Origin of the sequence: Brachybacterium sp. GCM10030268 (assembly GCF_042666305.1) — a bacterium.
In the GTDB taxonomy this organism is placed as follows: domain Bacteria; phylum Actinomycetota; class Actinomycetes; order Actinomycetales; family Dermabacteraceae; genus Brachybacterium.
Genome location: NZ_JBHTCW010000006.1, coordinates 24895 through 45172, shown reverse-complemented (window position 1 = coordinate 45172; position 20278 = coordinate 24895). Strand labels below are relative to the sequence as shown.

The 20278-nt window shown below is 69.9% G+C and carries 19 protein-coding genes; 9 read left to right on the top strand and 10 right to left on the bottom strand.

Annotated features, from left to right (window positions below; all coding sequences use genetic code 11):
• Positions 1-11: 11 nt before the first annotated feature.
• Positions 12-773 carry an SDR family NAD(P)-dependent oxidoreductase gene (locus tag ACFQRD_RS10170; protein ID WP_377792722.1) on the top strand — a complete coding sequence of 254 codons (762 nt, stop codon included), beginning with the start codon at positions 12-14 and terminating at the stop codon, positions 771-773.
• Positions 774-788: 15 nt separating this feature from the next.
• Here ACFQRD_RS10170 and ACFQRD_RS10165 read toward each other — a convergent pair whose 3' ends face one another.
• On the bottom strand, positions 789-2030 hold the full coding sequence (locus tag ACFQRD_RS10165; protein ID WP_377792723.1) for an epoxide hydrolase family protein: 1242 nt from the start codon (positions 2028-2030) through the stop codon (positions 789-791).
• A 131-nt stretch (positions 2031-2161) separates the two neighbouring features.
• On the opposite strand from ACFQRD_RS10165, the gene ACFQRD_RS10160 reads away from it, so the two are divergent.
• Positions 2162-2713: a CGNR zinc finger domain-containing protein gene (locus ACFQRD_RS10160; protein ID WP_377792724.1), complete on the top strand. Its 552-nt coding sequence runs from the start codon at positions 2162-2164 to the stop codon at positions 2711-2713.
• A 69-nt stretch (positions 2714-2782) separates the two neighbouring features.
• Positions 2783-3532: a GntR family transcriptional regulator gene (locus tag ACFQRD_RS10155; RefSeq protein WP_377804135.1), complete on the top strand. Its 750-nt coding sequence runs from the start codon at positions 2783-2785 to the stop codon at positions 3530-3532.
• Here ACFQRD_RS10155 and ACFQRD_RS10150 read toward each other — a convergent pair.
• Positions 3483-4193, bottom strand: coding sequence for a sugar isomerase domain-containing protein (locus tag ACFQRD_RS10150; protein WP_377019744.1), 711 nt, complete (start codon positions 4191-4193; stop codon positions 3483-3485). The genes ACFQRD_RS10155 and ACFQRD_RS10150 overlap by 50 nt on opposite strands.
• A complete protein-coding gene (locus tag ACFQRD_RS10145; protein ID WP_377804133.1) occupies positions 4190-6094 on the bottom strand; it encodes a PTS transporter subunit IIC in 1905 nt (634 codons plus the stop codon). The genes ACFQRD_RS10150 and ACFQRD_RS10145 overlap by 4 nt, the downstream gene beginning before the upstream one ends.
• Before the next feature lie 547 nt (positions 6095-6641).
• Between ACFQRD_RS10145 and ACFQRD_RS10140 the strand changes: the two genes are divergently transcribed.
• Genes ACFQRD_RS10140 through ACFQRD_RS10125 form a run of 4 tightly spaced genes read left to right on the top strand, consistent with a single transcriptional unit; the run spans position 6642 to position 10334 of the window.
• Complete coding sequence (locus tag ACFQRD_RS10140; RefSeq protein WP_377019742.1) at positions 6642-7619, top strand: ABC transporter permease; 978 nt, start codon at positions 6642-6644, stop codon at positions 7617-7619.
• Positions 7616-8578, top strand: coding sequence for a carbohydrate ABC transporter permease (locus ACFQRD_RS10135; protein WP_377792726.1), 963 nt, complete (start codon positions 7616-7618; stop codon positions 8576-8578). Before ACFQRD_RS10140 ends, ACFQRD_RS10135 begins: the two co-directional genes overlap by 4 nt.
• The gene (locus tag ACFQRD_RS10130; RefSeq protein ID WP_377792727.1) at positions 8575-8706 is read left to right on the top strand and encodes a hypothetical protein; all 132 of its coding nucleotides are present in this window, start codon (positions 8575-8577) and stop codon (positions 8704-8706) included. The genes ACFQRD_RS10135 and ACFQRD_RS10130 overlap by 4 nt, the downstream gene beginning before the upstream one ends.
• Positions 8703-10334: an extracellular solute-binding protein gene (locus ACFQRD_RS10125; RefSeq protein WP_377792728.1), complete on the top strand. Its 1632-nt coding sequence runs from the start codon at positions 8703-8705 to the stop codon at positions 10332-10334. Before ACFQRD_RS10130 ends, ACFQRD_RS10125 begins: the two co-directional genes overlap by 4 nt.
• Before the next feature lie 31 nt (positions 10335-10365).
• On the opposite strand, the gene ACFQRD_RS10120 is transcribed toward ACFQRD_RS10125, so the two are convergent.
• On the bottom strand, positions 10366-12810 hold the full coding sequence (locus tag ACFQRD_RS10120; protein ID WP_377804131.1) for a PEP/pyruvate-binding domain-containing protein: 2445 nt from the start codon (positions 12808-12810) through the stop codon (positions 10366-10368).
• Positions 12811-13064: 254 nt separating this feature from the next.
• Between ACFQRD_RS10120 and ACFQRD_RS10115 the strand changes: the two genes are divergently transcribed.
• Together ACFQRD_RS10115 and ACFQRD_RS10110 are read left to right on the top strand one after the other, a co-directional pair.
• Positions 13065-14030 carry an ABC transporter ATP-binding protein gene (locus ACFQRD_RS10115; RefSeq protein ID WP_377792730.1) on the top strand — a complete coding sequence of 322 codons (966 nt, stop codon included), beginning with the start codon at positions 13065-13067 and terminating at the stop codon, positions 14028-14030.
• Positions 14027-14770, top strand: coding sequence for an ABC transporter permease (locus ACFQRD_RS10110; protein WP_377792731.1), 744 nt, complete (start codon positions 14027-14029; stop codon positions 14768-14770). The genes ACFQRD_RS10115 and ACFQRD_RS10110 overlap by 4 nt, the downstream gene beginning before the upstream one ends.
• A 15-nt stretch (positions 14771-14785) precedes the next feature.
• On the opposite strand, the gene ACFQRD_RS10105 is transcribed toward ACFQRD_RS10110, so the two are convergent.
• The 6 genes from ACFQRD_RS10105 to ACFQRD_RS10080 form a co-directional block, all read right to left on the bottom strand.
• Positions 14786-15406 (bottom strand): dihydrofolate reductase family protein, encoded by a 621-nt coding sequence (locus tag ACFQRD_RS10105; protein ID WP_377792732.1) that lies wholly within the window; start codon positions 15404-15406, stop codon positions 14786-14788.
• On the bottom strand, positions 15406-15912 hold the full coding sequence (locus ACFQRD_RS10100) for an SRPBCC family protein (RefSeq protein WP_377792733.1): 507 nt from the start codon (positions 15910-15912) through the stop codon (positions 15406-15408). The genes ACFQRD_RS10105 and ACFQRD_RS10100 overlap by 1 nt, the downstream gene beginning before the upstream one ends.
• 3 nt (positions 15913-15915) lie before the next feature.
• Entirely contained in the window at positions 15916-16257 is a 342-nt protein-coding gene (locus ACFQRD_RS10095) for an ArsR/SmtB family transcription factor (RefSeq protein ID WP_377792735.1), read from the bottom strand.
• A gap of 114 nt (positions 16258-16371) precedes the next feature.
• Positions 16372-17451, bottom strand: a complete 1080-nt coding sequence (locus ACFQRD_RS10090) for a PQQ-dependent sugar dehydrogenase (RefSeq protein ID WP_377804128.1) — start codon at positions 17449-17451, stop codon at positions 16372-16374.
• Positions 17452-17698: 247 nt separating this feature from the next.
• Positions 17699-18442, bottom strand: coding sequence for a GolD/DthD family dehydrogenase (locus ACFQRD_RS10085; RefSeq protein ID WP_377792738.1), 744 nt, complete (start codon positions 18440-18442; stop codon positions 17699-17701).
• Between the two features lie 44 nt (positions 18443-18486).
• The gene (locus tag ACFQRD_RS10080; protein ID WP_377804126.1) at positions 18487-20274 is read right to left on the bottom strand and encodes a dihydroxyacetone kinase family protein; all 1788 of its coding nucleotides are present in this window, start codon (positions 20272-20274) and stop codon (positions 18487-18489) included.
• Positions 20275-20278 lie beyond the last annotated feature (4 nt).

Here is a 20278-nt window from a genome sequence, read left to right as displayed (position 1 = left end):
GGCAGCCGAGCATGAGATGCACACTGGTCACTGGAGCCTCCCGCGGGATCGGACGCGCGACCGCGATCGCCCTCAGTGAGCGCGCCGACCGGGTGGCCGTCCACTACGGCGCCGACAGGGCGTCGGCGGAGGAGACCCTCGCGCAGTTGCACGGCGAGGGCCACATTCTCGTCGGCGGCGACCTCTCCGACCCCGAGACCGCTCGCCGCGTCGTCGAGGAGGCCGAGGCCGGGATGGGGCAGATCGACATCCTCGTCAACAACGCCGGCATCGCGCCCGGGGAGGCCACCTCCCACCGCGTCGACGAGGTCGACTACGAGACGTGGCAGCAGCGCTGGAGGCGGATGATCGACGTCGATCTGAGCGCGCCGGCGAACCTGACCTATCTCGTGGCCAGTTCGCTGATCGCCCGCGGCACCCAGGGAGTGGTCGTCAACGTCGGCTCCCGCGGCGCCTTCCGCGGCGAGCCCGACGCCCCGGCCTACGGGGCGGCGAAGGCCGGACTCCACGCGTTCGGGCAGTCCATGGCCCTGGCCCTCGCGCCGCACGGCATCGCCGTCGCATCGGTCGCCCCCGGCTTCGTCGACACCGAGCGCCAGCAGCCCAAGCTCGACGGCGAGAACGGTGATGGCCTGCGGGCCCAGAGCCCCTTCGGGCGGGTGGGAACCGCCGACGAGGTCGCCGCGGCGATCCTCTACCTCACCTCACCCGAGGCGCAGTGGGCCTCCGGGGCTGTGCTCGATCTGAACGGGGCGTCGCACTTGCGGACGTGAGTCGAACAGGGCTGCTCACGCCTCCTCCGGGCGCTCACTCCCGCCGGCCGAGCCGCTGGCCTCGTGGGCGGCCGCGACGTCGTCGTCGGCCCGCGCAGCCCGTACAGCCACGAGCCCCTCTCGCAAATCCTCGACGAAGAACTCGGGGGCCTCGAGCGAGGGGAAGTGCCCACCGGCGTCCGGTGTCCGCCACCGGACGATTCGCCGGAACCGCTCCTCGGCCCACACCCGCGGCCACTTCTCGATGTCGCGGGGATAGACGGTGATGGCCGACGGGACGTCGACCCGAAGGACGGGATCCAGCGCGGCGTGGCTCTCGAAGTAGATCCGCGCGGACGAGGCGCCGGTGGCAGTCAGCCAGTACAGAGTCACGTTGTCGAGCACGTGGTCCCGGCTGATGGTCTCGAACGGGCTGTCCTCGGTATCCGTCCACTCGGCGAACTTGTCGAGGATCCAGGCGAGCAATCCCACGGGTGAGTCCACGAGCGAGTAGCCGATGGTCTGCGGCCTGGCGGCCTGCTGCTTCGCATACGCGGCGCGGTGACTCCAGAAATCGCGGGACTCGGTCACCCAGGCGCGCTCGGCCTCCGTCAGGCCCTGCGTGGTGAGGCCCGGGGGCGGCTGGGCGACGGTGGTGTGCAGGCCGATGACGTGCTCGGGGTACCGGCCGCCGAGGACTGTGGTGATCACCCCTCCCCAGTCGCCGCCATGGGCGAGGAACCGGTCGTAGCCCAGTCGCTCCATCAGCTCCGCCCAGGCGGCCGCGATTGCCTCGATGCCCCAGCCGGTGGTGGTCGGTTTGTCGCTGTAGCCGAAGCCGGGCAGCGACGGGACCACGACGTGGAAGGCGGGCGTCTCGGCCGAGTCGGGCTCGGCGAGCTCGTCGATGATGTCCACGAACTCGGCGATGCTGCCCGGCCACCCGTGGGTCAGGATCAGCGGCGTCGCATCGGCCCGGGAGGAACGCCGGTGCAGGAAGTGGATGCCCAGGCCGTCGATGCTCGTGCGGTACTGACCGATCCGCTGCAGACGTGCTTCGAAGCGTCGCCAGTCGTACTCGTGGATCCAGTAGCCGACGAGCTCGACGAGGTCCGCGCGCGGGACGCCCTGGTCCCAGCGGCGCGGATCGGGCGCGGGGCGATGGACCGTCTCGGTCTCGGGCAGGCGTGCCGCGGAGAGCCGCGCACGCAGGTCAGCGAGGTCGGCGTGACGTGCTCTGGTCTCGATGGCGTCGATGTCGCAGGGCGCGTTGGTCATGGGCTGTCCTCTCCGGGACTCACTGGAAGCGGCATTGCGGGACCGGCAATGCTGGAACCGGCATCACTGGAACCGGCATTGCTGGTTCTATCACGCTGCGTGTGACAGGGGCAACCAGCTAAGGTGGTTCCATGTCCACGGCGCACCCCGAATTCCGCCTCGGCACGGTGCTCGCGACCAGCTTCACGGCGACCCTGTCGGAGCGTCACGGTGAGCCCGTCGAGCGCATCCCCACGCCGAAGCGGCTCCTCGACTGGTTCGCCGTCAGCGGCCTGCCCGTGGACTCCTGCGACGGCGCCGATCTCGAGCAAGCACTGGAGCTGAGGGAGTCCATCCACGTCGCCGGGACGGCGGTCGCACAGGGAGAGACTCTCCCCGCCGACCGTCTCGAGGTGATCAACGACTGCAGCGCCGGCGGGCATGCCGCGGCCGTCCTGACCGCCGACGGCACCCGGCGCTGGCAGCTGGGCTCCCTCTCCCCCGCCCGGGACGCCCTGGGGGTGGTTGCCGCCGATGCCATCGAGATCCTCTCCGGCGAGCGGGACGGACGCCTGGCCATCTGCGCGTCACCGACCTGCCGTGCCATCTTCTTCGACACCAGCCGCAGTCGCACCCGCCGCTGGTGCGACATGAACACGTGCGGGAACCGGCAGAAGAAAGCGCGCTTCAGGAACCGGCACTGAGCAGTCGCCCGTACGCAGCTACCGACCCCGTGTGCAGGGCCGCGGCCCGCACCGTGCGAAGATCGGCCCATGACCGACCGATCCAAGTTCCGCGCCCTGGTGGAGGAGCTGCGCGCTCAGATCGAGGCGCTGCCCGTCGGCACCTCCGTGCCCAGCGAGCGGGCGCTCGCGGCCGAGAGCGGCGTCTCGCGGATGACGGCACGCCGCGCGCTGGATGAGCTGACGCGGGAAGGCCGGGTGGTGCGTGAGGTGGGCCGGGGCTCGTTCGTCGCACGCCCCGCGGTGAATCTGCCCCTGCATCTGACGGGGTTCACCGAGGACATGGCCGCCCGCGGCATCCGCGCGGGCTCGCGGGTGCTCAGCCTTGTCGAGGCGCCTGCCGACCCCTTCACGGCGGAGGCCCTCGGCCTCGGCGACGGCGCCCCGGTGGTGCGGCTGGACCGCGTGCGCCTGGCCGACGAGCGGCCGATGGCCATCGAGCGCACCGCGCTGGATGCGAGCGTCGTCCCGGGATTGGCCGAGGTCGACTTCTCGACCCAGTCGCTGTACAGCGTGCTGGAGTCCCGCTACGGCGTGCGGTTCGACGCCGGCGAGCAGACGATCCGCGCGGCGATCATCCGCCCCGAGGACGCCGACGAGCTCGGGGTCGAGCGGGGCTCGGCGGCGCTCGAGTTCGTGCGTGTCTCCGGCCGCGGCGGGCAGGCGATCGAGCGCACCGTCTCGACCTACCCCGGCGACCGTTTCGAGCTCTCCGCGCAGATCGCGCCGGTCACAGCTCAGGAATCCGGGGGGCGAAGCGCTCTACGAGTGCGGCGTTGAACTCATCGGTCCCGGCCACGTTCGCGCTCTTCCACCGCGGCACCTCCGGGGCGATGGTGTCGATCCGCCGCAGGATCGCCGTCCACAGCGAAGCCGTCACCAGGGTCGAGGCGGGCGCAGTGACGGGCTCCGACGGCGGCCAGGTCACATCCCCCGCCGGCACCTGCGTGTCCAGGACGATGTCGGAGAGCTCGAACAGCCGGCCCTCGGCGCGCTGGGGCGCGGTGCGGCTCGCCTGGACGGAGGTCATGGCGATGACGGTGGCGCCGGCCCGTCGGCCCTGCTGCGCGATCTCCACCGGATAGGGGTTCACGCCGGAGTTGGAGAAGATCAGCACGGTGTCCTGCGAGCCAACCCCGGCGCGTTCGGCCACGGCCTGACCGAGCCCCGCCTCCCGTTCGGCGGCGGTCGAGGCGCGGGCCCCGGCCAGCGGCAGCACTCGCTGATCCCACAGGGGCCGGACGAAAGCAAGGCCCCCGGCCCGGAAGAACGTCTCCATGACCGCGGCGAGGGAATGCCCCGCCCCGGCGGCGTACAGCAAGCCGCCGTCCCGGCCCGAGGCGGCGACGGCCTGCGCAGATGCCTCGATCCCGTCCCGGTTGTCCTCGACCACGCGGGTGAGCATGCTCGTGAGGTCGTCGATCATCGGGTCCTCGCTCATCGCCATCCTTCTTTCTGCAGCGCCTCGGAGATGCGGCTCTCGACGTGGTCGACGTCGACGAAGTTCTCGATCGGGACCATCACCGGGGCGATGTCGCCGAGCTCCTGGAGGTAGCTCTGCTGGGCGACGACGATGTCGGGGTGCTCACCGCGGGCGGAGCCGACGTCGGTGTGGCGCATCGTCGCCTCGATCCCCATGCGGTCCAGCGCTTTCTCGGCCGTGGTGCGCAGGATGAGGCTCGAGCCCATGCCCGCCCCGCACACGGCGAGGACGTCCAGCGGGCCGGAGGGCGCGGTGGGTGTGGGCGCGGAGGCCGACGGGCTGGTCGCGGCGTCGGCCCTCGGAGCGGCGTCACCGTCGGCCGTCGGGGCGGCGCCACCGTCGGCCGTCGCGGTCCGCCCCTCCGCCGCGGCGGTCGCACCGACCGTGGCGGGCTCGCCGCGGTGGCTCTGCGGGGCGTCGGTGCCGGTCGAATCGGTGCCGGTCGGGTCGGCACCGGTGGAAGCGGTGGCCTCGGCCGGGGCGCGGCGGCCCAGGGCGACGAGGATCGCGATGGTCACCAGGAGTGTGACGGCGGCCAGCACCCAGATCGCCCAGGTTCCCAGTGGCGAGAGCAAGGCGCCGAGGCCGATCAGTGCCCAGCCCACCGCGTACCAGTCGGCGTCGGCCAGCGTGGCGATTTCCGGCGCGGTGCCCGCGTACAGGCCCCAGCCGATGGCCTGGCCGATCGCGAGCACGATGCCGTTGAGGATGCCGCCGAAGATGGCGCCGCGCCAGCCGGCGACCGCGTTGCCGAACACGCCGCCGGCGCCGCCACCGAAGAACAGCATGATCATCGGCGGGACGAGGACGAACCAGCCGGTGGCGGCGAAGATCAGCATCAGTGCCAGGAACACCACGGTCGAGACGAGGAAACCGATCATCACGGCGGTGGGGGCGCGGGTGAAGGCCACCGGCAGGTCCAGGGCGGGCTTCGTGCCCGGCAGCGCCTTCTCCGAGAGTCCCTTGAAGGCGGGGACGATCTCGGCGAGGAACATGCGCACGCCGAACAGCAGGATCGCGATGCCCGCGGCGAAGCGCAGCGCCTGCAGCACGGCCCAGACCCACGGCAGCAGGGTCTCATCGCCCATCTGCTCGGCGACCACGCCGGAATCGGCGAACAGGATCGCCACCAGCATGATCACGCCGATGATGGTGGCGGTGGAGACGTTGATGTCCTTGAAGAACGAGACCGGCTTGGGCAGGCGCACCCGCTCGGAGTCATGCTGCTCGGGGTCGCCGAGCTTCAGGGCGCGCGCCCCGTACCCGGAGGCCACGGCGATCAGGGAGTCGGTGTGGCCCAGACCCACCTCGTCATCGCCCATCACCTTGCGCATCAGCGGGCGGGTCCACAGCGGCTGGAGGACCCAGTAGCAGCCGATGAGGATCGAGCCGACTCCGGCGAGCACCCAGCGGTTGACGTCGCCGAAGGCCTCCACCAGCGACGCCGAGATCACCACGGACATCCAGTACATGAGGTGTCCGGTGAGGTAGACGAAGCGGGCGGCGGGGAAGATCCGCACCAGTGCCAGGTGGACCACGAAGCCGCCGGCGATGATCAGCGGCACGACGGAGCCGGCGCCGGCGGTGAAGTCGGCGAGGGTGGAGGTGGCCTCCGGCGGGTCCAGGCCCATGGCGCTGGAGACGATGGCCTGGAAGCTTGACAGTCCCCCGGTGAAGATCTCCACGCCGATGTTGAGGATGACCACGCCGATGGTGGCGCGCAGCGCCCCGGCGACGACCTCGTCGAACGGCTTGCGCTGCAGGATCAGGCCGACCAGCGCGATGAGCCCGATGAGGATGGAGACCTGGGCGAAGAGATTGTCGGTGATGACGCGTATGACGTCTTCGAAGGTGTTCATGGGCGCGCTCGCTCCTGGACGACGGGGCGGCAGGCGATGCCGCCACTTGATCCGGAAATGGTATAGCCCACTTGGGGTGGTGGCAACGGGGCGGCTCGGCGCGACGGTGCCCGGCAGGGCGAGCATGGATCACGGCGACGGGAACGCGGGGGCCGTCGTGCCGCGACCCGGAACTCGCCAGCCGATGACTCCCGGCAGGCCGCCACCTCCGCCACATGCGCACGATCCGAAGACACGAATATTCTCGCCGGGTAAGCGAATTCCCAGCTCAGCAAGCCCCCAGAGATTCCATCGATGACCTGCCGACGCACCCGTCGAGCGCCTCTCCGTGCTATCCGCGACCCCGCCAGACGCCCGTGAGGCAACTTCTGGCAACCCGTCGAACACCATGCTCTTCTCACGTAGGAAATGCCGTGCTTCACATCACAGCACCGCCCCGGAGCGCAAAGGAGCCGCTCACGGGAGGCACCTTCGGCACGATCACCCGAGACGACAGCAGGGTGCACGCGCCTCCCACGACGACATCTCATCGAGGAGAACGTCCGCCATGGCCGTCATCGAGAACCAGGCCCCGCCCCGCGAGGCCTCATCACCTCCGCTGGAGCGAAGATCCAAACCCACCCTGTGGCGCCGCATCCTGCGCGACCGCATGGTGCTGGTGCTCGCCGTACCCGGCATGCTGCTGCTGATCGGTTTCCAGTACTACCCGCTATTGGGCAACGTCATCGCCTTCCAGGACTACCAGCCCTACCTAGGAATCCGCGAGAGCCTCTGGGTGGGATTCCAGAACTTCGAGATCCTGGTCTCGGGCGACCCTGCGTTCCTGAATGCGCTACGCAACACCTTGATTCTCACGCTGATCCAGTCGGTGCTGATCTTCCCGCTGCCGGTGGTCCTCGCCCTGCTGCTGAACAGCCTGATGTCCAACAAGATGCGCCAGATCGTGCAGTCGATCCTGTACCTGCCTCACTTCTTGTCCTGGGTGATCGTGGTCGCGATCTTCCAGCAGATGCTGGGCGGTTCCGGCCTGATCAACAACGTGCTGCGTTCGCACGGGCTGGCGACGCTGGACATCATCGGCAACGCCGACATCTTCAAGGTGCTGCTGACTTCACAGGTGATCTGGAAGGACACCGGCTGGGCCACGATTCTCTTCCTGGCCGTGCTCTCGGGCATCGACAAGGCGCTGTACGAGGCCGCGGCGGTCGATGGGGCCTCGCGCTTCCGGCAGATGTGGCACGTGACGCTGCCGGGCCTGCGCCCCATCGTGATCCTGCTGTTCATCCTCCAGCTGGGCAACTCCCTGACCGTCGGGTTCGAACAGATCATCCTGCAGCAGCAGGCGGTGGGGATCGACGCCAGCGAAGTGCTCGATACCTACGTCTACAACGAAGGCATCGCCGGCGGCCAGTGGGGTCCTGCTGCCGCCGTGGGCCTGGTCAAGAGCGCGCTGGGCCTGTGTCTGGTCCTGGCCGCCAACAAGGTCGCCCACGCCTTCGGCGAGGAAGGGGTCTACAAGGCATGACCGCCGATACCCGCATCCCTGACAGCCCCGATACCTCCGGTGCGCCCCCGCGCACCCCCGCTCGCGCCCAGGTGCGACGCCGCAGCCTGCAGGACACCGCGAGCCCGCTCGAGAAGGCGCTCAAGGCCGTCGTACTCACGGTCATCTGCGCCCTGGTGATCATCCCCTTCATCGGGATCGTCTCCACTTCGGTGGCCCCGGCCGATCAGGTCACTGAATCCGGCGGCTTCGTGCTGCTGCCGCGCGAGATCGACCTGACGGCATACCGTTCGATCCTCTCCGGCGGCGTGGTGGCGCGCTCCCTGGTGATCTCCATCGGTATCACCGCCGTCGGCACCTTCATCAGCCTCGCGCTGACCGCCATGCTGGCCTGGGCCCTGTCCCGCCGCGGCACCGTGGGCAATCGCCCGATGCTGCTGCTGGTTCTGATCAGCCTGCTGTTCTCCCCCGGCCTGATCCCGACCTACCTGGCCGTCCGCCAGTTCGGGCTGATCGATTCCTATTGGGCGCTGATCCTGCCGACGGCCGTCAGCGCGTTCAACGTGATCGTGGTGCGCTCGTTCTTCGCGAGCCTGCCCCAGGAGTTGATCGACGCCGCGAAGATCGATGGCGCCTCGGAGTGGCAGATCTTCCGCCGGATCGGCCTGCCGCTCTCCCGTGCGGCGCTGGCCGTAATCGGGCTGTTCTACGGCGTGAACTACTGGAACGCCTTCTTCAGCGCCCTGCTCTACCTCAACGACGCCGCGAAGTGGCCGCTGCAGATGGTGCTGCGCACCTACGTGGTCAACGGCACCGAGATGGGTACCACCGAGATGGGCACCGTGATGGAGGCTGCACCTCCGCAGACCACGATCCAGATGGCGATCCTGGTGATCTCCATCGTGCCGATCCTGTGCGTGTACCCGTTCCTGCAGCGCCATTTCGCCAAGGGCGTGCTGACCGGGGCGGTGAAGGGATGACCGACTCGTCGATGCCGCCCGGCGCCCCCGCAGCGCGCACACTCCCCGACCGCTACCGTTCCCATTCGGGCCGCACCGTCCTCGCGCCGGCCCGTCGGCCGCTGACCGACCCGGAGGCCCTGCGATGACCGCACCCACCCGACGCTCTCTTCTCACGGCCGGCACCCTCGGAGGGGCCGGCGTCCTCGCAGCCTGCAGCAACGAGGGCCGCGGGGGCATTCCCGCAGAATTCGCCAATGCGCCGGTCGAGCTGCCCGACCACATCCCGTTCGAGGGCGCCACGCCGGATCTTCCCGGTGACGCGGAGTCCGGCCTGATGGACGGGTACTTCGAATACCCGGCCGAGCCACGGGTCGCGACGTCCGGAACTCCCGGTGATGGCAAGGAGATCGCGTCACTGGTGCGCACCGACTCCCCGGTCCCGCCGTCGGTCTCCCGCAACGCGTTCTGGCAGGAGTTGAATTCGAGACTCGGCTCGGATCTGCGACTGAACATCGTTCCGGGCCCGGACTGGGAGCAGAAGTTCGCCACGATCGTCGCCGGAGATTCGCTCCCCGACCTGTTCTGCGTCGACAGCGGCACCCCGCAGCTGCCCCAGTTCATCGACGCCTCGGCCGTGGATCTCACCCCGCACCTGTCCGGCACCAAGATCGCCGACTACCCGTTCCTGGCGAACATCCCCACTGAGACGTGGAGGCCGACGGCGCTGAACGGGAAGATCATGGGCGTGCCGATCCCTCGTGGGGTGATGAGCACGTTTATCCTCTACAAGCGCCAGGACCTGCTGGAGGCCAAGGGGATCACCGAGGACCCCAACGACTTCGAGGAGTTCCTGGATCTGTGCAAGGAGCTCACCGCACCGCAGGAGAACGTGTGGGCGCTGGGTTCCGTGCCGCTGGATCTCATCCGTCAGATGCTCGGCATTCCGAACACCTGGATGGAGCAGGACGGTTCGCTGATCAGGAACTTCGAGCACGAGGCGCAGCGGGAAGCCCTGGAGGCCGCGCGGCGCCTGGTCGAAGCCGGTGTGCTGAACCCGGACACGTTCGCCGCGCAGGGCAACGATGTGAAGAACTGGTTCGGTTCGGGGCGCAGCTACTTCACCTGGGACACCTTCTCGGCGTGGCCGCAGTTCCACCGCGAGCAGACCTCCGGCGAGGACTTCGCGATGGCGGCGATGCGCACGCCCGACTACGACGGCACGGGCGGGACCGCCTGTTCCTGGCTGTCCAATCCCACCTACGGGATCTCGGCGATCCGGAAGGACGCCGAGGACCGGGTCGAGACATTGCTCAGCGTGCTGAACTGGCTGGCGGCCCCGTTCGGGACGGAGGAGTACCTGTTCCGGGTGTACGGCAGCGCGGGCGTGCACTATGACCTCGACGGGACCGACCCGGTCCTCACCCAGCGCGGGACCAGTGAGACCCCGCTCGGCTTCCGCTATCTCACCGATGCGCCGTGGCCGATCTACGTGCCCGGCAATCCGCAGTCCACGCAGAACTGGTACGACGGCCAGAAGGTCGCCGTGGGGTATGGCTCCGCAAACCCGACGCTGGGACTCTATTCGGAGACCGACACCGAGCGCGGTGGAGCCATTACAGGCCGCATCGACGACCTCACCAGCGACATCCTGCAGGGCCGTAAACCCGTCGACGCCTGGCCTGACGGCGTGAAGACCTGGAAGGCCGAGGGCGGGGACCAGATCCGCGACGAGCTCGAGCAGGCGATGGCGGATCGGAAGGGGTCGCTGGACTGACGCCGCCAGGTCGGGTGCTCTCGTCCGGAGATCACCTGCTCTCGTCGCCGCCGGTCTCCTCATCCTCGACCCTCACCAGCCCGCTCGCCCCGTCGATCGTGATCAGCTGCCCGGTGCGGATCGCCGACGTCGCGTCCTTCACGCAGATCACGGCGGGGATGCCGTATTCGCGGGCGACGGTGGGGCCGTGGGCCATGGTGGCACCGGTCTCGGTGACCAGGCCCGCGGCCGTGAGGAACAGCGGGGTCCAGCCCGGGTCCGTGGTGGGCGCGACGAGGATCTCCCCGGGCTCGACCCGCGCCCCGTGCGGGTCGCGGATCACGCGGGCCCGGCCCGTCGCGGTCCCCGCGGCGGCGCCGATGCCGGTCAGTCCCTCGGCGTTCTCGGGCACGGGGAGGGTGGCCTCGACATCGGTGCCGTCGGACAGGAGCACCACGGGCACGTGGCGCCGTCGCAGCTCCCGCCGGTGGGTGGCGCGGCGGGCGGCGGCCAGCTCCCGCTGGTCGGTGCCGGTCTCCGCGGCGGCGCGGACCTCCTCCCGGTCGAGGAACATGATGTCCCCCGCCTCGGTCAACAGCCCCTGCCCGGCGAGGATCTCGCCTGCCGCGAGCAGTTCCTGGCGCACCCGGTCCAGGGCGTACAGCCACAGGAACTTGGGCAGTTCGCGCAGCCCGATGAGCGCTCGGGTCCGCCGCAGCAGGAATGCGATCAGCGGCGCCAGCGGTGCGCGCCGCCGGCGGGCCCGCGCAACCAGCTCCTCGATCGCGGCCTCGCCCTCGGTGGCGGCTCGGCGGAAGCGCACGTCGGGCGCCTGATGGGGATCGCTCTGGCGCAGGTAGTTGGTCAGGGCGTCGAAGACGGGGGCGGGGTTCTCGGCCCAGCGGGGCACGCCGACGTCGATCTCGGCGGCGGAGCGGTGACCGTACGCGGCCAGGAATCCCTCCAGCCCGATGTCCGGCAAGGAGCCCTCGCGGTACCGCGAGACCAACTGCGCGACAGGGGTCTCGGTCAGCAGCTGCCGATGCTCCGTCGCCTCGGCCGCGATCTGCCACAGCCTCAGATCCATCTCGGTGGTGACGTTGTGCGGGGCGCCGCGGACGACCGCGGAGACCTCGCTCTCGGTGGCGAGGCCGTGCAGCAGCACCGTCGCAAGGCCCTGGCAGCCCATCGCCGCCCACAGAGGGTTCAGAGCATCGAGCATGGGGCCGGACAGCACGTCGAGGTGGACCTCCTCGGCAACGGCGAGGTGCTCCTGCGCCGTCGTCACGTCGGACGGGGCCCGGCATGAGGCACGCACCGCCGGAGCGGAGGCCAGGACTCGCCGGCGTTCAGCCTCGGGCCGACGCAGAGCGCTGATGATGCCGCGCAGCATCGGCGGCCCGGTGCGTGCCACCACCCGCGCGAGAGTGCCGACCGGGATCCGCAGACGCCGCGGGGTGAACCGGGGATCCTCGAGGACCTTCTCGACGGCGGCGACCACCCGCGGCCCGTAGAGGGCCATCGACTCGGGCAGCTGCCGGCGGATGCCCGGGGCGCGGACGAAGCCGGTCAGGTCCACGAACAGCCGGCCGCCGATGATGGTCAGCAGGGAGGAGACATCCGCGCCCTTCGCCCCGAACATCTCGAACCATTGCCGGGAGACCTGGAGCATCACCGAGGCGCCCATCGGGGTCATCGGCTGCAGCATGCCCTGCATGTGCCCGGTCTCCATGTACACCCGCAGCTCGCCGCCGGCAGTCTCCGGCACGGGGAAGAGGCTGGTGACGGCGCGGGACTGGAGCAGCCAGAGGGTGCCGCCGTCGTCGAGCGCCCACTCGATGTCCTGCGGCGATCCGGCATGCTCCTGGATGCGGCGGCCGACGGACTGCAGCTCGGTGAGCTGGGCGCGGTCGAGGCACCCGCCCGGGTGCAGCGGGATCTGCTCGCCCAGCACGTAGTGGTCGGCCTCGATGCTGCCGTCGACCACGCCGGATCCGCGACCGGGGGCCGCATCGATCACCATCTCGCCGCGGGCGCCGGTGATCGGGTTGGCGGTGAACAGCACTCCCGCGGCCCGCGGTTCGACCATGGTCTGGACGACGACAGCCATCTGCGCCTCGGCGACGTCGTTCGCCTCCCGGTAGGCGCGGGCCCTGGCGGTCTCCAGCGATTCCCAGCAGGTCTCGATTGCGGTGACCAGGTCATCCAGCCCGCGCACGCCGAGGATCGTGTCCTGCTGCCCGGCGAAGCTGGCCCACGGGAGATCCTCGGCGGTGGCGCTGGAGCGCACCGCGACGGGCACCTCGCCGCCGAGCTCGGCGTAGGCGGCCGCGACCTCCTCTCGCGGAACGGCGCCGGCTTGATAGGCCTGCGTGGTCAGGCAGAACCCGTCCGGGACGCGCTGACCGGCGGCGATCAGCATGGCCAGCCCGGCGGCCTTGCCCCCGATCCGCTCGGTGTCGCCGGGGTCGAGGTCGGTCAATGGGATCACGGTCATGGCGCATCCTCCTCGGTGCCCTCGCCCGCCCTCGCCCGCGGAGGACCGCCGCATCCTTGCCGATCGCGGCCGAGGTGTCCGGACATACGACACCTGGGCCGCCCCGGGGGTCAAGGGATATCGGCGGGATGATTGATCGCCAGAGACGGGGAGCCAGGATCCGGCGTGAGCCACTGCCGCATCCACTGATCGGTTGACCCTGTCGCCGCCGGTTGCCGGATCCGCGAGAGCTTCGCAGCCTCCACGCTGAGGACATGCACGCAGAACCGACCCCGCGCGAGCCGGCCGTCGTCGACGGGCCGGCAGTCGTCGTCGAGGGACTCCGCAAGACCTACGGCGACAAGGTCGCCGTCGAGGACGTCAGCTTCACGGTGGCCCAGGGCGAGATCTTCGGCATCCTCGGCCCCAACGGCGCCGGCAAGACCACCACCGTCGAGGCCATCGCCGGGCTGCGCAGCAGCGACGCCGGCAGCATCCGGGTGCTGGGCATCGATCCGTGGACGCAGCATGATCGCCTCGCCCGGGTGCTGGGCATCCAGCTGCAGGAGAGCAAGCTCCAGCCCAAGATCACCGTGCGCGAAGCCCTGCGGCTGTGGTCCACCTTCTACGACGATCCCGCGCCGTGGCAGGACCTGGCCGAGCGAGTGGGCATGAGCGAGCACCTGGACCGGCGTTTCGCCACGCTCAGCGGCGGCCAACAGCAGCGCCTGTCCGTGGCGCTGGCGCTGGTCGGCCGGCCGGAGGTGGCGATCCTGGATGAGCTCAGCACCGGCCTGGACCCGCGGGCCCGACGGGAGGTGTGGGACATGGTGCGCGGCCTGCGCGACAGCGGCGTGACCATCCTCCTGGTCACCCACGCCATGGACGAGGCCCAACAGCTGTGCGACCGGATCGCCATCTTCCAGCACGGGCGCCTGGCCGCACTGGACACGCCCGACGGCCTGATCAGCGCGACCGCGGCGGCCACGGTCACCTCCTTCCGGGCCGACGATCCCGTGGACCTGGAGGCACTGCGGGATCTGCCCGACGTCGCCGCCGTCCAGACCGACGCCGGACGCATCCTCGTCCACGGTCAAGAAGGCGTGGCCCTGTCGGTGGTGCGCCACCTCGAGCAGGCCGGCGTCACCCCGCGGCAGCTGCGAGTGGTCGACGGATCGCTGGATTCGGCCTACCTCGACCTGACCGACGAACAGCCGCATCGCGCCGAGGAGCCCGCATGACGTCCGCATCCGCCGCCCTGATCCGCAACGAGGCACGCCTGTATCTGCGTGAGCCCATGGCCTGGTTCTGGGTGATCGCCTTCCCCACTCTCCTGCTCATCGTCCTGGGCTTCATCCCCACGTTCCGGGAAGCCGATGCGGATCTCGGCGGGCAGACGGTCATCGGGCTCTACGTCTCCATCTGCATCCTGCTGTCGATGGTCATGGTCGGAGCCACCGCCATGCCGATGACGCTGATCGAGTACCGCTCCAGCAGGATCCTGCGCCGGCTGCGCACCACACCGGTCAGCCCCCTCACGATCCTCGGTGCGCAGGCTGTCGTGTTCGGCGTCTCCGTGGCGATCGCGGCCGCGCTGTGCCTGACAGTGGGCCGGCTCGCCTATGGCGCTCCGCTGCCGCAGCACCTGCTGGGCTGGCTGGTGACGTTCATATTGGCGCTGGCGGCGATGCTGGCCACCGGCGGCGTGATCACGGCGCTGACGCCCAACGCCTCCGTGGGCAATGTGGTCAGCATGATGGTCATGCTGCCCACGATGTTCACCACCGGGGTGTGGTTCCCCGTCCAGACGATGCCGCAGACGCTGCAGACGATCGTGCACTGGACGCCGATGGGCGCCGCGACCGAGGCGCTCAACCAGGCGACGATGGGTGCCTTTCCCGATGCCCTGTATCTGCTGGTGGTGGCGGGGTGGACGCTCGTTCTGTCCATCGTCGCCGTGCGCACCTTCCGGTGGGAGTGAGTGGCTGACTCCGCGTCACCTCACGTGCACGTCATAGTAGAGATGCGTGGTCCGGGTCGAGGATTCGGTCCCGGTCTGCTCCAGACGCACACGACTGTCCTCCACGCCCTCGAACAGACGAACCCCCGACCCGAACAGCACGGGCGAGATCGCTACGTGGAACTTGTCGATCAATCCGGCATTCAGATACTCCACGATCGTCGTGCCGCCACCCGCGACGCGGACGTCTCGACTGCCCGCCGCCAGGCGGGCATGATCCAGGGCGGATTCGATCCCGTCGCCCACGAAGTGGAATGTCGTCCCGCCCGGTCGTTCCCACGGCTCGCGCTCTTCGTGCGTCACCACGAATACCGGCGTATGGAACGGCGCCTGTTCCGGCCACATCTGCTCGCCGGCGTCGAACATGCGCTTGCCCATCACGCTCGCACCGGTGCGCTCGAACGTCTCGGTCACGATGTCGTTGTCGCGCCCCTCCTCGCCGCCCTTTCCGAGCCCGAGATTCTCTCGGAAGTGGCGCTGGCGAAAGACCCACTGCTGCAGCTCCATCCACTGCGTGCCCATCAACTCCTCGGGCGAGTCGGGGGCGATGAATCCGTCCAGCGACATCGACACACTGAAGAACACCTTCCCGGCCATCAGCCCTCAGCCCCCTTGCGGACGAGCTCGGCGGCGTAGGCAGCGAGGTTGCCCAACGTCTGCTGACCAGCCTCGACCGCGCCGTGCTTCTCGATCGCCTCGTCGCGCAGCTCCTCGGTCGGGAACACCGCGAGCATCTCGACCCGGGTCGCTGACCCGTCGGTCTCGAACGTGAGGACCGATTCGAACACATTCGGGTCGTCGCGGTGCTCGCCGTGGAGCATCGTGATCCGCTCCGACGGGACGATCTCCGTCCACTGGATCCATTCCTGGTAGTCCGTCCCGTCCGGACCGTGCATCACGAAGTCCCACACACCACCGACACGGAACTCGAAAGCCCGCGTGGTCGTGGTGAACCCTTCCGGCCCCCACCACTGCGCCAAGTGGCGCGTCTCGGTGAATGCCTCGTAGACCAGCTCTCGCGGGGCATCGATGACCCGCGAGACGACAATCTCGCGGTTCGCCGTCTCGTCCCGTTCCGACCTTCCGGATCCCATGGAGTTCATGAGCTACTCATCCTGCCTCTCGTGTTTGAGTTCCTGCACGTACGCATCGAGCCGCTCGAAGCTCTCGCTCCAGAACTGCTCGAAGCCCCCGGTCCATTCATGGACTGCCTTCAACCCATGGGCATCCAGGCCGTACACGCGCTGCTTGCCGTCCCGGCGATCGCGGACCAGCCCGACGTCTCGGAGCACGCGAAGGTGCTTCGAGGTCCCCGGCTGCGGCAGGTCCAGTTCGTGCGACAGTTCGGAGACCGGCCGCTCACCTCCCCGTAGAAGCACGAGGATCTGGCGACGCCGAGGTTCAGCGATCGCATTGAAGACGTCCGACGTGGTCGCTGCTCGTGCCATGACTCCCATCATATTCCTATATAGGAATATGACAACCCCGTGCGATCTGCACGGGTGTGGAAGGGGCGCCCTGCGCGGCGCGTGGCACCCGGGTCAGGCGTCAGGCATCAGGCGTCAGGCGTTAGGCGTCAGGCGCAGGATGCGGTCGTCTCTCTCGCCGGGATCGCCCCGCCCGTCGGTGTTATTGGTCAGCACCCACAGCGAGTCATCAGGGGCCACCACCACGTCACGCAACCGGCCAGCGCCCTCAGTCAGCAGCTCGCGGGAATCCTCGGGGGCGGCCAGCGGGACCACGCGCAGGCGCTGACCGCGGAGATTGGCGAGGTACAGGTTTCCACCGCTGATCGCGATGCCGCTGGGGCTCGCCTCGTCCGGCGACCACTGCTGGATCGGGTCGCGGTAGCCCTCTTGCTCAGCTATCCCTTCGGTCGCAGGCCAGCCGTAGTTCCCGCCGGGCTCGATGATGTTCAGCTCGTCCCAGGTGTCCTGGCCGAACTCGCTGGCGTACATCGTGCCGTCCTCGGCCCAGGCGATCCCCTGCGGGTTGCGGTGCCCGTAGCTGTAGACGAGGGAACCGGGCAGCGGGTTGTCCTCCGGCACTCCTCCGTCGGGCGTCATCCGCAGGATCTTCCCGCTGAGGGCGTCGACGTCCTGGGCGCTGTCGCGGTCCGAGGCGTCGCCAGTGGTCGCGTACAGCATCCCGTCGGGCCCGAACGCGAGCCGGCCGCCGTTGTGGACCTGGGCCGACGGGATGCCGCCGAGCACGGTCGATGCCTCTCCGAGCCCGAGACCGCCGGGCTCTCCGGCCAGCGGGCGGCGCTCGATGCGGTTCCCGTCCGAGGCGGTGAAGTACATGTACAGCTCGCCCTCGTGCGCCGCAAGGCCGAGCAGCCCGCCCTCCCCTACGGCGACGACGGGGTCGATGACACCGACCTCGCGCGGGGTGCCGTCCGTGGCGAGCTCGAGGATGCGGCCGGAGTCGCGTTCGCTGACGAGAGCGGTCTCGCCGGCGAAGGTGATAGACCACGGGGCCTCGAGGCCGGTGGTGACGAGCTCGGCGGGTCCGAGGGATTTCTCTCGGGACGCAGTGCTGCTGCCCACACCCGGCCCGTCAGCGGTCCCAGTGCATGCTCCCACCAGTGCACCGACGGCGAACACACCGCCGAGCACACCGATCTGGCGTCGTGTGGTCACAACGGCCCCTCCCGGTGGACGAGGTCATGCATCTCCCACGGTAGATCGTGCTCACATCCGAGGTCGGCTGCATGCGCCGGTCGGCGCTCCCTCATCACGGCAAGGCAGCGCCCGCGGCCTTCAGGGCGCTGTGTACGAGACTCCCGGTGGCGGCAATGTCAGCGCCGTGTGCGCAGGCTTGCCACTCGGCGGCACGACGGTCCGTCCCGCAGCGTCGAACTCGACTCCGACCCCGAGCAGCAGGGGGTCACACGGTCGTGAAGCCCCCGTCCATGAGGTAGTTGCTGCCGCTGATCATGGCGGCGTCGTCCCCGGCGATGAACGCGATCAGCGCCGCGACCTCCTCGGGCTGGGCGAAGCGCCCCACCGGGATCGCGGCCTTCGCCTTCTCGCCACGCTCCCCGGCCCACGCCGCCTTGCCGAGCGGTGTCTCGACGACCGTCGGGGAGACGGCGTTGACGGTCACGCCGTGGCGCGCCCATTCGAGGGAGAGGGTGTGGGTCAGCCCGACCACCGCAGCCTTGCTCGCGGAGTATGCGGCGTGCTGGTCCAGTCCAATCACGGCGGCCTGCGAGGCCAAGTTGATGATGCGGCCCTTTCCCGCTTCGATCATCACCTTGCCGGCGGCCTGCGCCATGTAGAAGGTGCCGCTGAGGTTGACGTCCAGAGTCAGCTGCCAGCGCTCCGCCGGGACACCCACGGCTGGGTCCAATAGCGCGACCCCGGCGGAGTTGACCAGGATGTACGGTGTGCCGACCTCGCGGACCGTCTCCTCGATCACCCGGCCGGCCGCCGCAGCATCGGTGAGGTCGGCGACGATCCCGTGATGCCGTCCGCCCGGCATGTCGGCGAGCATCTCGCCGATGTCGGGGTTCAGGTCGACCCCCACGATTCGGGCACCGCGCTCGGCGAGGTGCCCGGCGACGGTGTGGCCGATTCCGCTGGCAGCTCCGGTGATGACGGCGATCCTGCCCTCGAATGTGCGCTCCATGGTCGCTCCTTCTCTCGTTCTCTCGATGTCTTCGGATCGATCGTTCAGCGGTGCGCCGGGGAGGTCCCGGCGTCGGTCGCGTCCCCTCCGGGCACGGGAGCGGGGAGCTCCTTCGCCTCGAGGGTGTGCTCGTGCTGCGCCATGTCCTCGGCGAGCGCCTCGACGAGGAGCGCGAAGGACTGCGCCCCGGCGTCCGGCGTGCCGAGGCTCTTCTCGGCGAGGGGGCGGGCCCGGCCCTTGCGAGGCAGAAGGTCCTCGGTCGCATCGGCCGCGAAGCGCGCGGCCCGGCCGGCCGCGCTCCACGCCGCGGGAAGGCTCATGCCCGAGCGGACGGAGTCATGCAGGCTCCGGTGGAACGGCACGGCCGCGTCGATCAGGGTCTTGTCGCCGACCTCCGCGCGGCCGAGTTCCTGCACGGCCTGCACGAAGGCGCCGACGGCCTCGGCGACGTCCTGGCCGTTGTAGGTCTCGCGCGCATCGCCGAGGGACTCACCCGCCGCCTCGAGCCCGGCTCCCCAGAGCACGCCGGAGGTGCCGCCCGCCTCGGCGGCCCATGCCCTGCCGGCTGCCCTCAGCGTCCAGGCCGGGCCGACGCCTGTCAGCGAGTTCGCTGCCTGCACGGCGGCGCCGGCTCCCTTGACCATCCCGCGACCGTGATCGCCGTCGCCGGCCACGGCGTCGATCCGGCCCAGCTCGTCCTCATTCCGGCGCAGCACCTCCAGCATCCGGGAGAGTCCTGACGCGATGTGCGCGGAGAGCCGCGCACCGGCCATGGACGGCTGCGGCGCCTGTGCTGCCGAATCGGGAGCGGCGCCGATCTCGACCGGTCGCAGTGCCGCGAGCGGGGAGGCCTGCTTCCGGTAGGCGGGGGTGTAGGCATCAGCGCCCCACCAGCGCTCGAGGTCCCCGTCGAGCCACGTGAGGGTCAGGGAGCAGCCGCCCATGTCGAGACTGGTCACCAGCTCCCCGACCTCGGGCTGGACGGGGGTGAGACCGCGAGCCTCCAGCAGCCGGCGCACCTCGCCCCACAGCAGGAACAGTTCCTCCTGTTTCGTCGTGCCCAGGCCGTTGACGATCACGGCGACGCGAGTGGACTCCGTACGGGGCCGCGCGGCGAGCACCCCGTCGACCATCATCGCGGCGAGCTCGGAGGCGGGGGCGATCGGGGCGTCGCGGATACCCGGCTCGCCGTGGATGCCGAGGCCCACGCCCATCGTCCCGGGCGGCACGGTGAACAAGGGCTCCTCGGCTCCCGGCATGGTGCACCCGGAGAAGGCGACGCCGAAGGTGCGGGTGGCGGCATTCGCGGCGCGTCCCGCCTGCTCGACGGCGTCGATGTGCGCCCCGGTGGCGGCGGCCGCTCCGAGTGCCTTGAACACGACGAAGTCGCCGGCGATCCCGCGCCGCTCCTCCTCCACGGCCGAGGAGGCGACGTCGTCGGTGACCAGCACGATCCGGGCATCGATGCCCTCGCGGCGCAGCCGCTCGGCGGCGATGCCGAAGTTCATCACGTCCCCGGCGTAGTTGCCGAAGGTGAGGATCACGCCGCGCCCCTGGTCGGCGGCCTTGGCGACCGAGTAGACCTGCGCGGCCGAGGGCGAGGTGAAGATGTTGCCCACCACGGCTCCGGCGGCGAAGCCGGGGCCCACCAGGCCTGCGAAGGCCGGGTAGTGGCCGGAGCCGCCGCCGGCGACGACGGCGACCACGGGATCGGGGCCGCGATGGCTCACGACGCCGCCGGGGACAGCGCGCAGCCGGTCGGCGTAGAGGGAGGCGAAGCCCTCGAGCTGCTGGTCGACGAAGTCGGCGGGGTCGTTGTGCACCCTGGTCATCGCC

Excerpts from the sequence above, each read along its gene's own strand:
- ACFQRD_RS10080 (WP_377804126.1), bottom strand. The coding sequence starts at position 20,274 with ATGACCAGGGTGCACAACGACCCCGCCGACTTCGTCGACCAGCAGCTC.
- ACFQRD_RS10155 (WP_377804135.1), top strand. The coding sequence starts at position 2,783 with ATGACCGACCGATCCAAGTTCCGCGCCCTGGTGGAGGAGCTGCGCGCT.
- ACFQRD_RS10120 (WP_377804131.1), bottom strand. The coding sequence starts at position 12,810 with ATGACCGTGATCCCATTGACCGACCTCGACCCCGGCGACACCGAGCGG.
- ACFQRD_RS10140 (WP_377019742.1), top strand. The coding sequence starts at position 6,642 with ATGGCCGTCATCGAGAACCAGGCCCCGCCCCGCGAGGCCTCATCACCT.
- ACFQRD_RS10170 (WP_377792722.1), top strand. The coding sequence starts at position 12 with ATGAGATGCACACTGGTCACTGGAGCCTCCCGCGGGATCGGACGCGCG.
- ACFQRD_RS10105 (WP_377792732.1), bottom strand. The coding sequence starts at position 15,406 with ATGGCCGGGAAGGTGTTCTTCAGTGTGTCGATGTCGCTGGACGGATTC.
- ACFQRD_RS10115 (WP_377792730.1), top strand. The coding sequence starts at position 13,065 with ATGCACGCAGAACCGACCCCGCGCGAGCCGGCCGTCGTCGACGGGCCG.
- ACFQRD_RS10125 (WP_377792728.1), top strand. The coding sequence starts at position 8,703 with ATGACCGCACCCACCCGACGCTCTCTTCTCACGGCCGGCACCCTCGGA.
- ACFQRD_RS10150 (WP_377019744.1), bottom strand. The coding sequence starts at position 4,193 with ATGAGCGAGGACCCGATGATCGACGACCTCACGAGCATGCTCACCCGC.
- ACFQRD_RS10135 (WP_377792726.1), top strand. The coding sequence starts at position 7,616 with ATGACCGCCGATACCCGCATCCCTGACAGCCCCGATACCTCCGGTGCG.
- ACFQRD_RS10095 (WP_377792735.1), bottom strand. The coding sequence starts at position 16,257 with ATGGCACGAGCAGCGACCACGTCGGACGTCTTCAATGCGATCGCTGAA.
- ACFQRD_RS10145 (WP_377804133.1), bottom strand. The coding sequence starts at position 6,094 with ATGAACACCTTCGAAGACGTCATACGCGTCATCACCGACAATCTCTTC.
- ACFQRD_RS10110 (WP_377792731.1), top strand. The coding sequence starts at position 14,027 with ATGACGTCCGCATCCGCCGCCCTGATCCGCAACGAGGCACGCCTGTAT.
- ACFQRD_RS10085 (WP_377792738.1), bottom strand. The coding sequence starts at position 18,442 with ATGGAGCGCACATTCGAGGGCAGGATCGCCGTCATCACCGGAGCTGCC.
- ACFQRD_RS10130 (WP_377792727.1), top strand. The coding sequence starts at position 8,575 with ATGACCGACTCGTCGATGCCGCCCGGCGCCCCCGCAGCGCGCACACTC.
- ACFQRD_RS10165 (WP_377792723.1), bottom strand. The coding sequence starts at position 2,030 with ATGACCAACGCGCCCTGCGACATCGACGCCATCGAGACCAGAGCACGT.
- ACFQRD_RS10100 (WP_377792733.1), bottom strand. The coding sequence starts at position 15,912 with ATGAACTCCATGGGATCCGGAAGGTCGGAACGGGACGAGACGGCGAAC.
- ACFQRD_RS10160 (WP_377792724.1), top strand. The coding sequence starts at position 2,162 with ATGTCCACGGCGCACCCCGAATTCCGCCTCGGCACGGTGCTCGCGACC.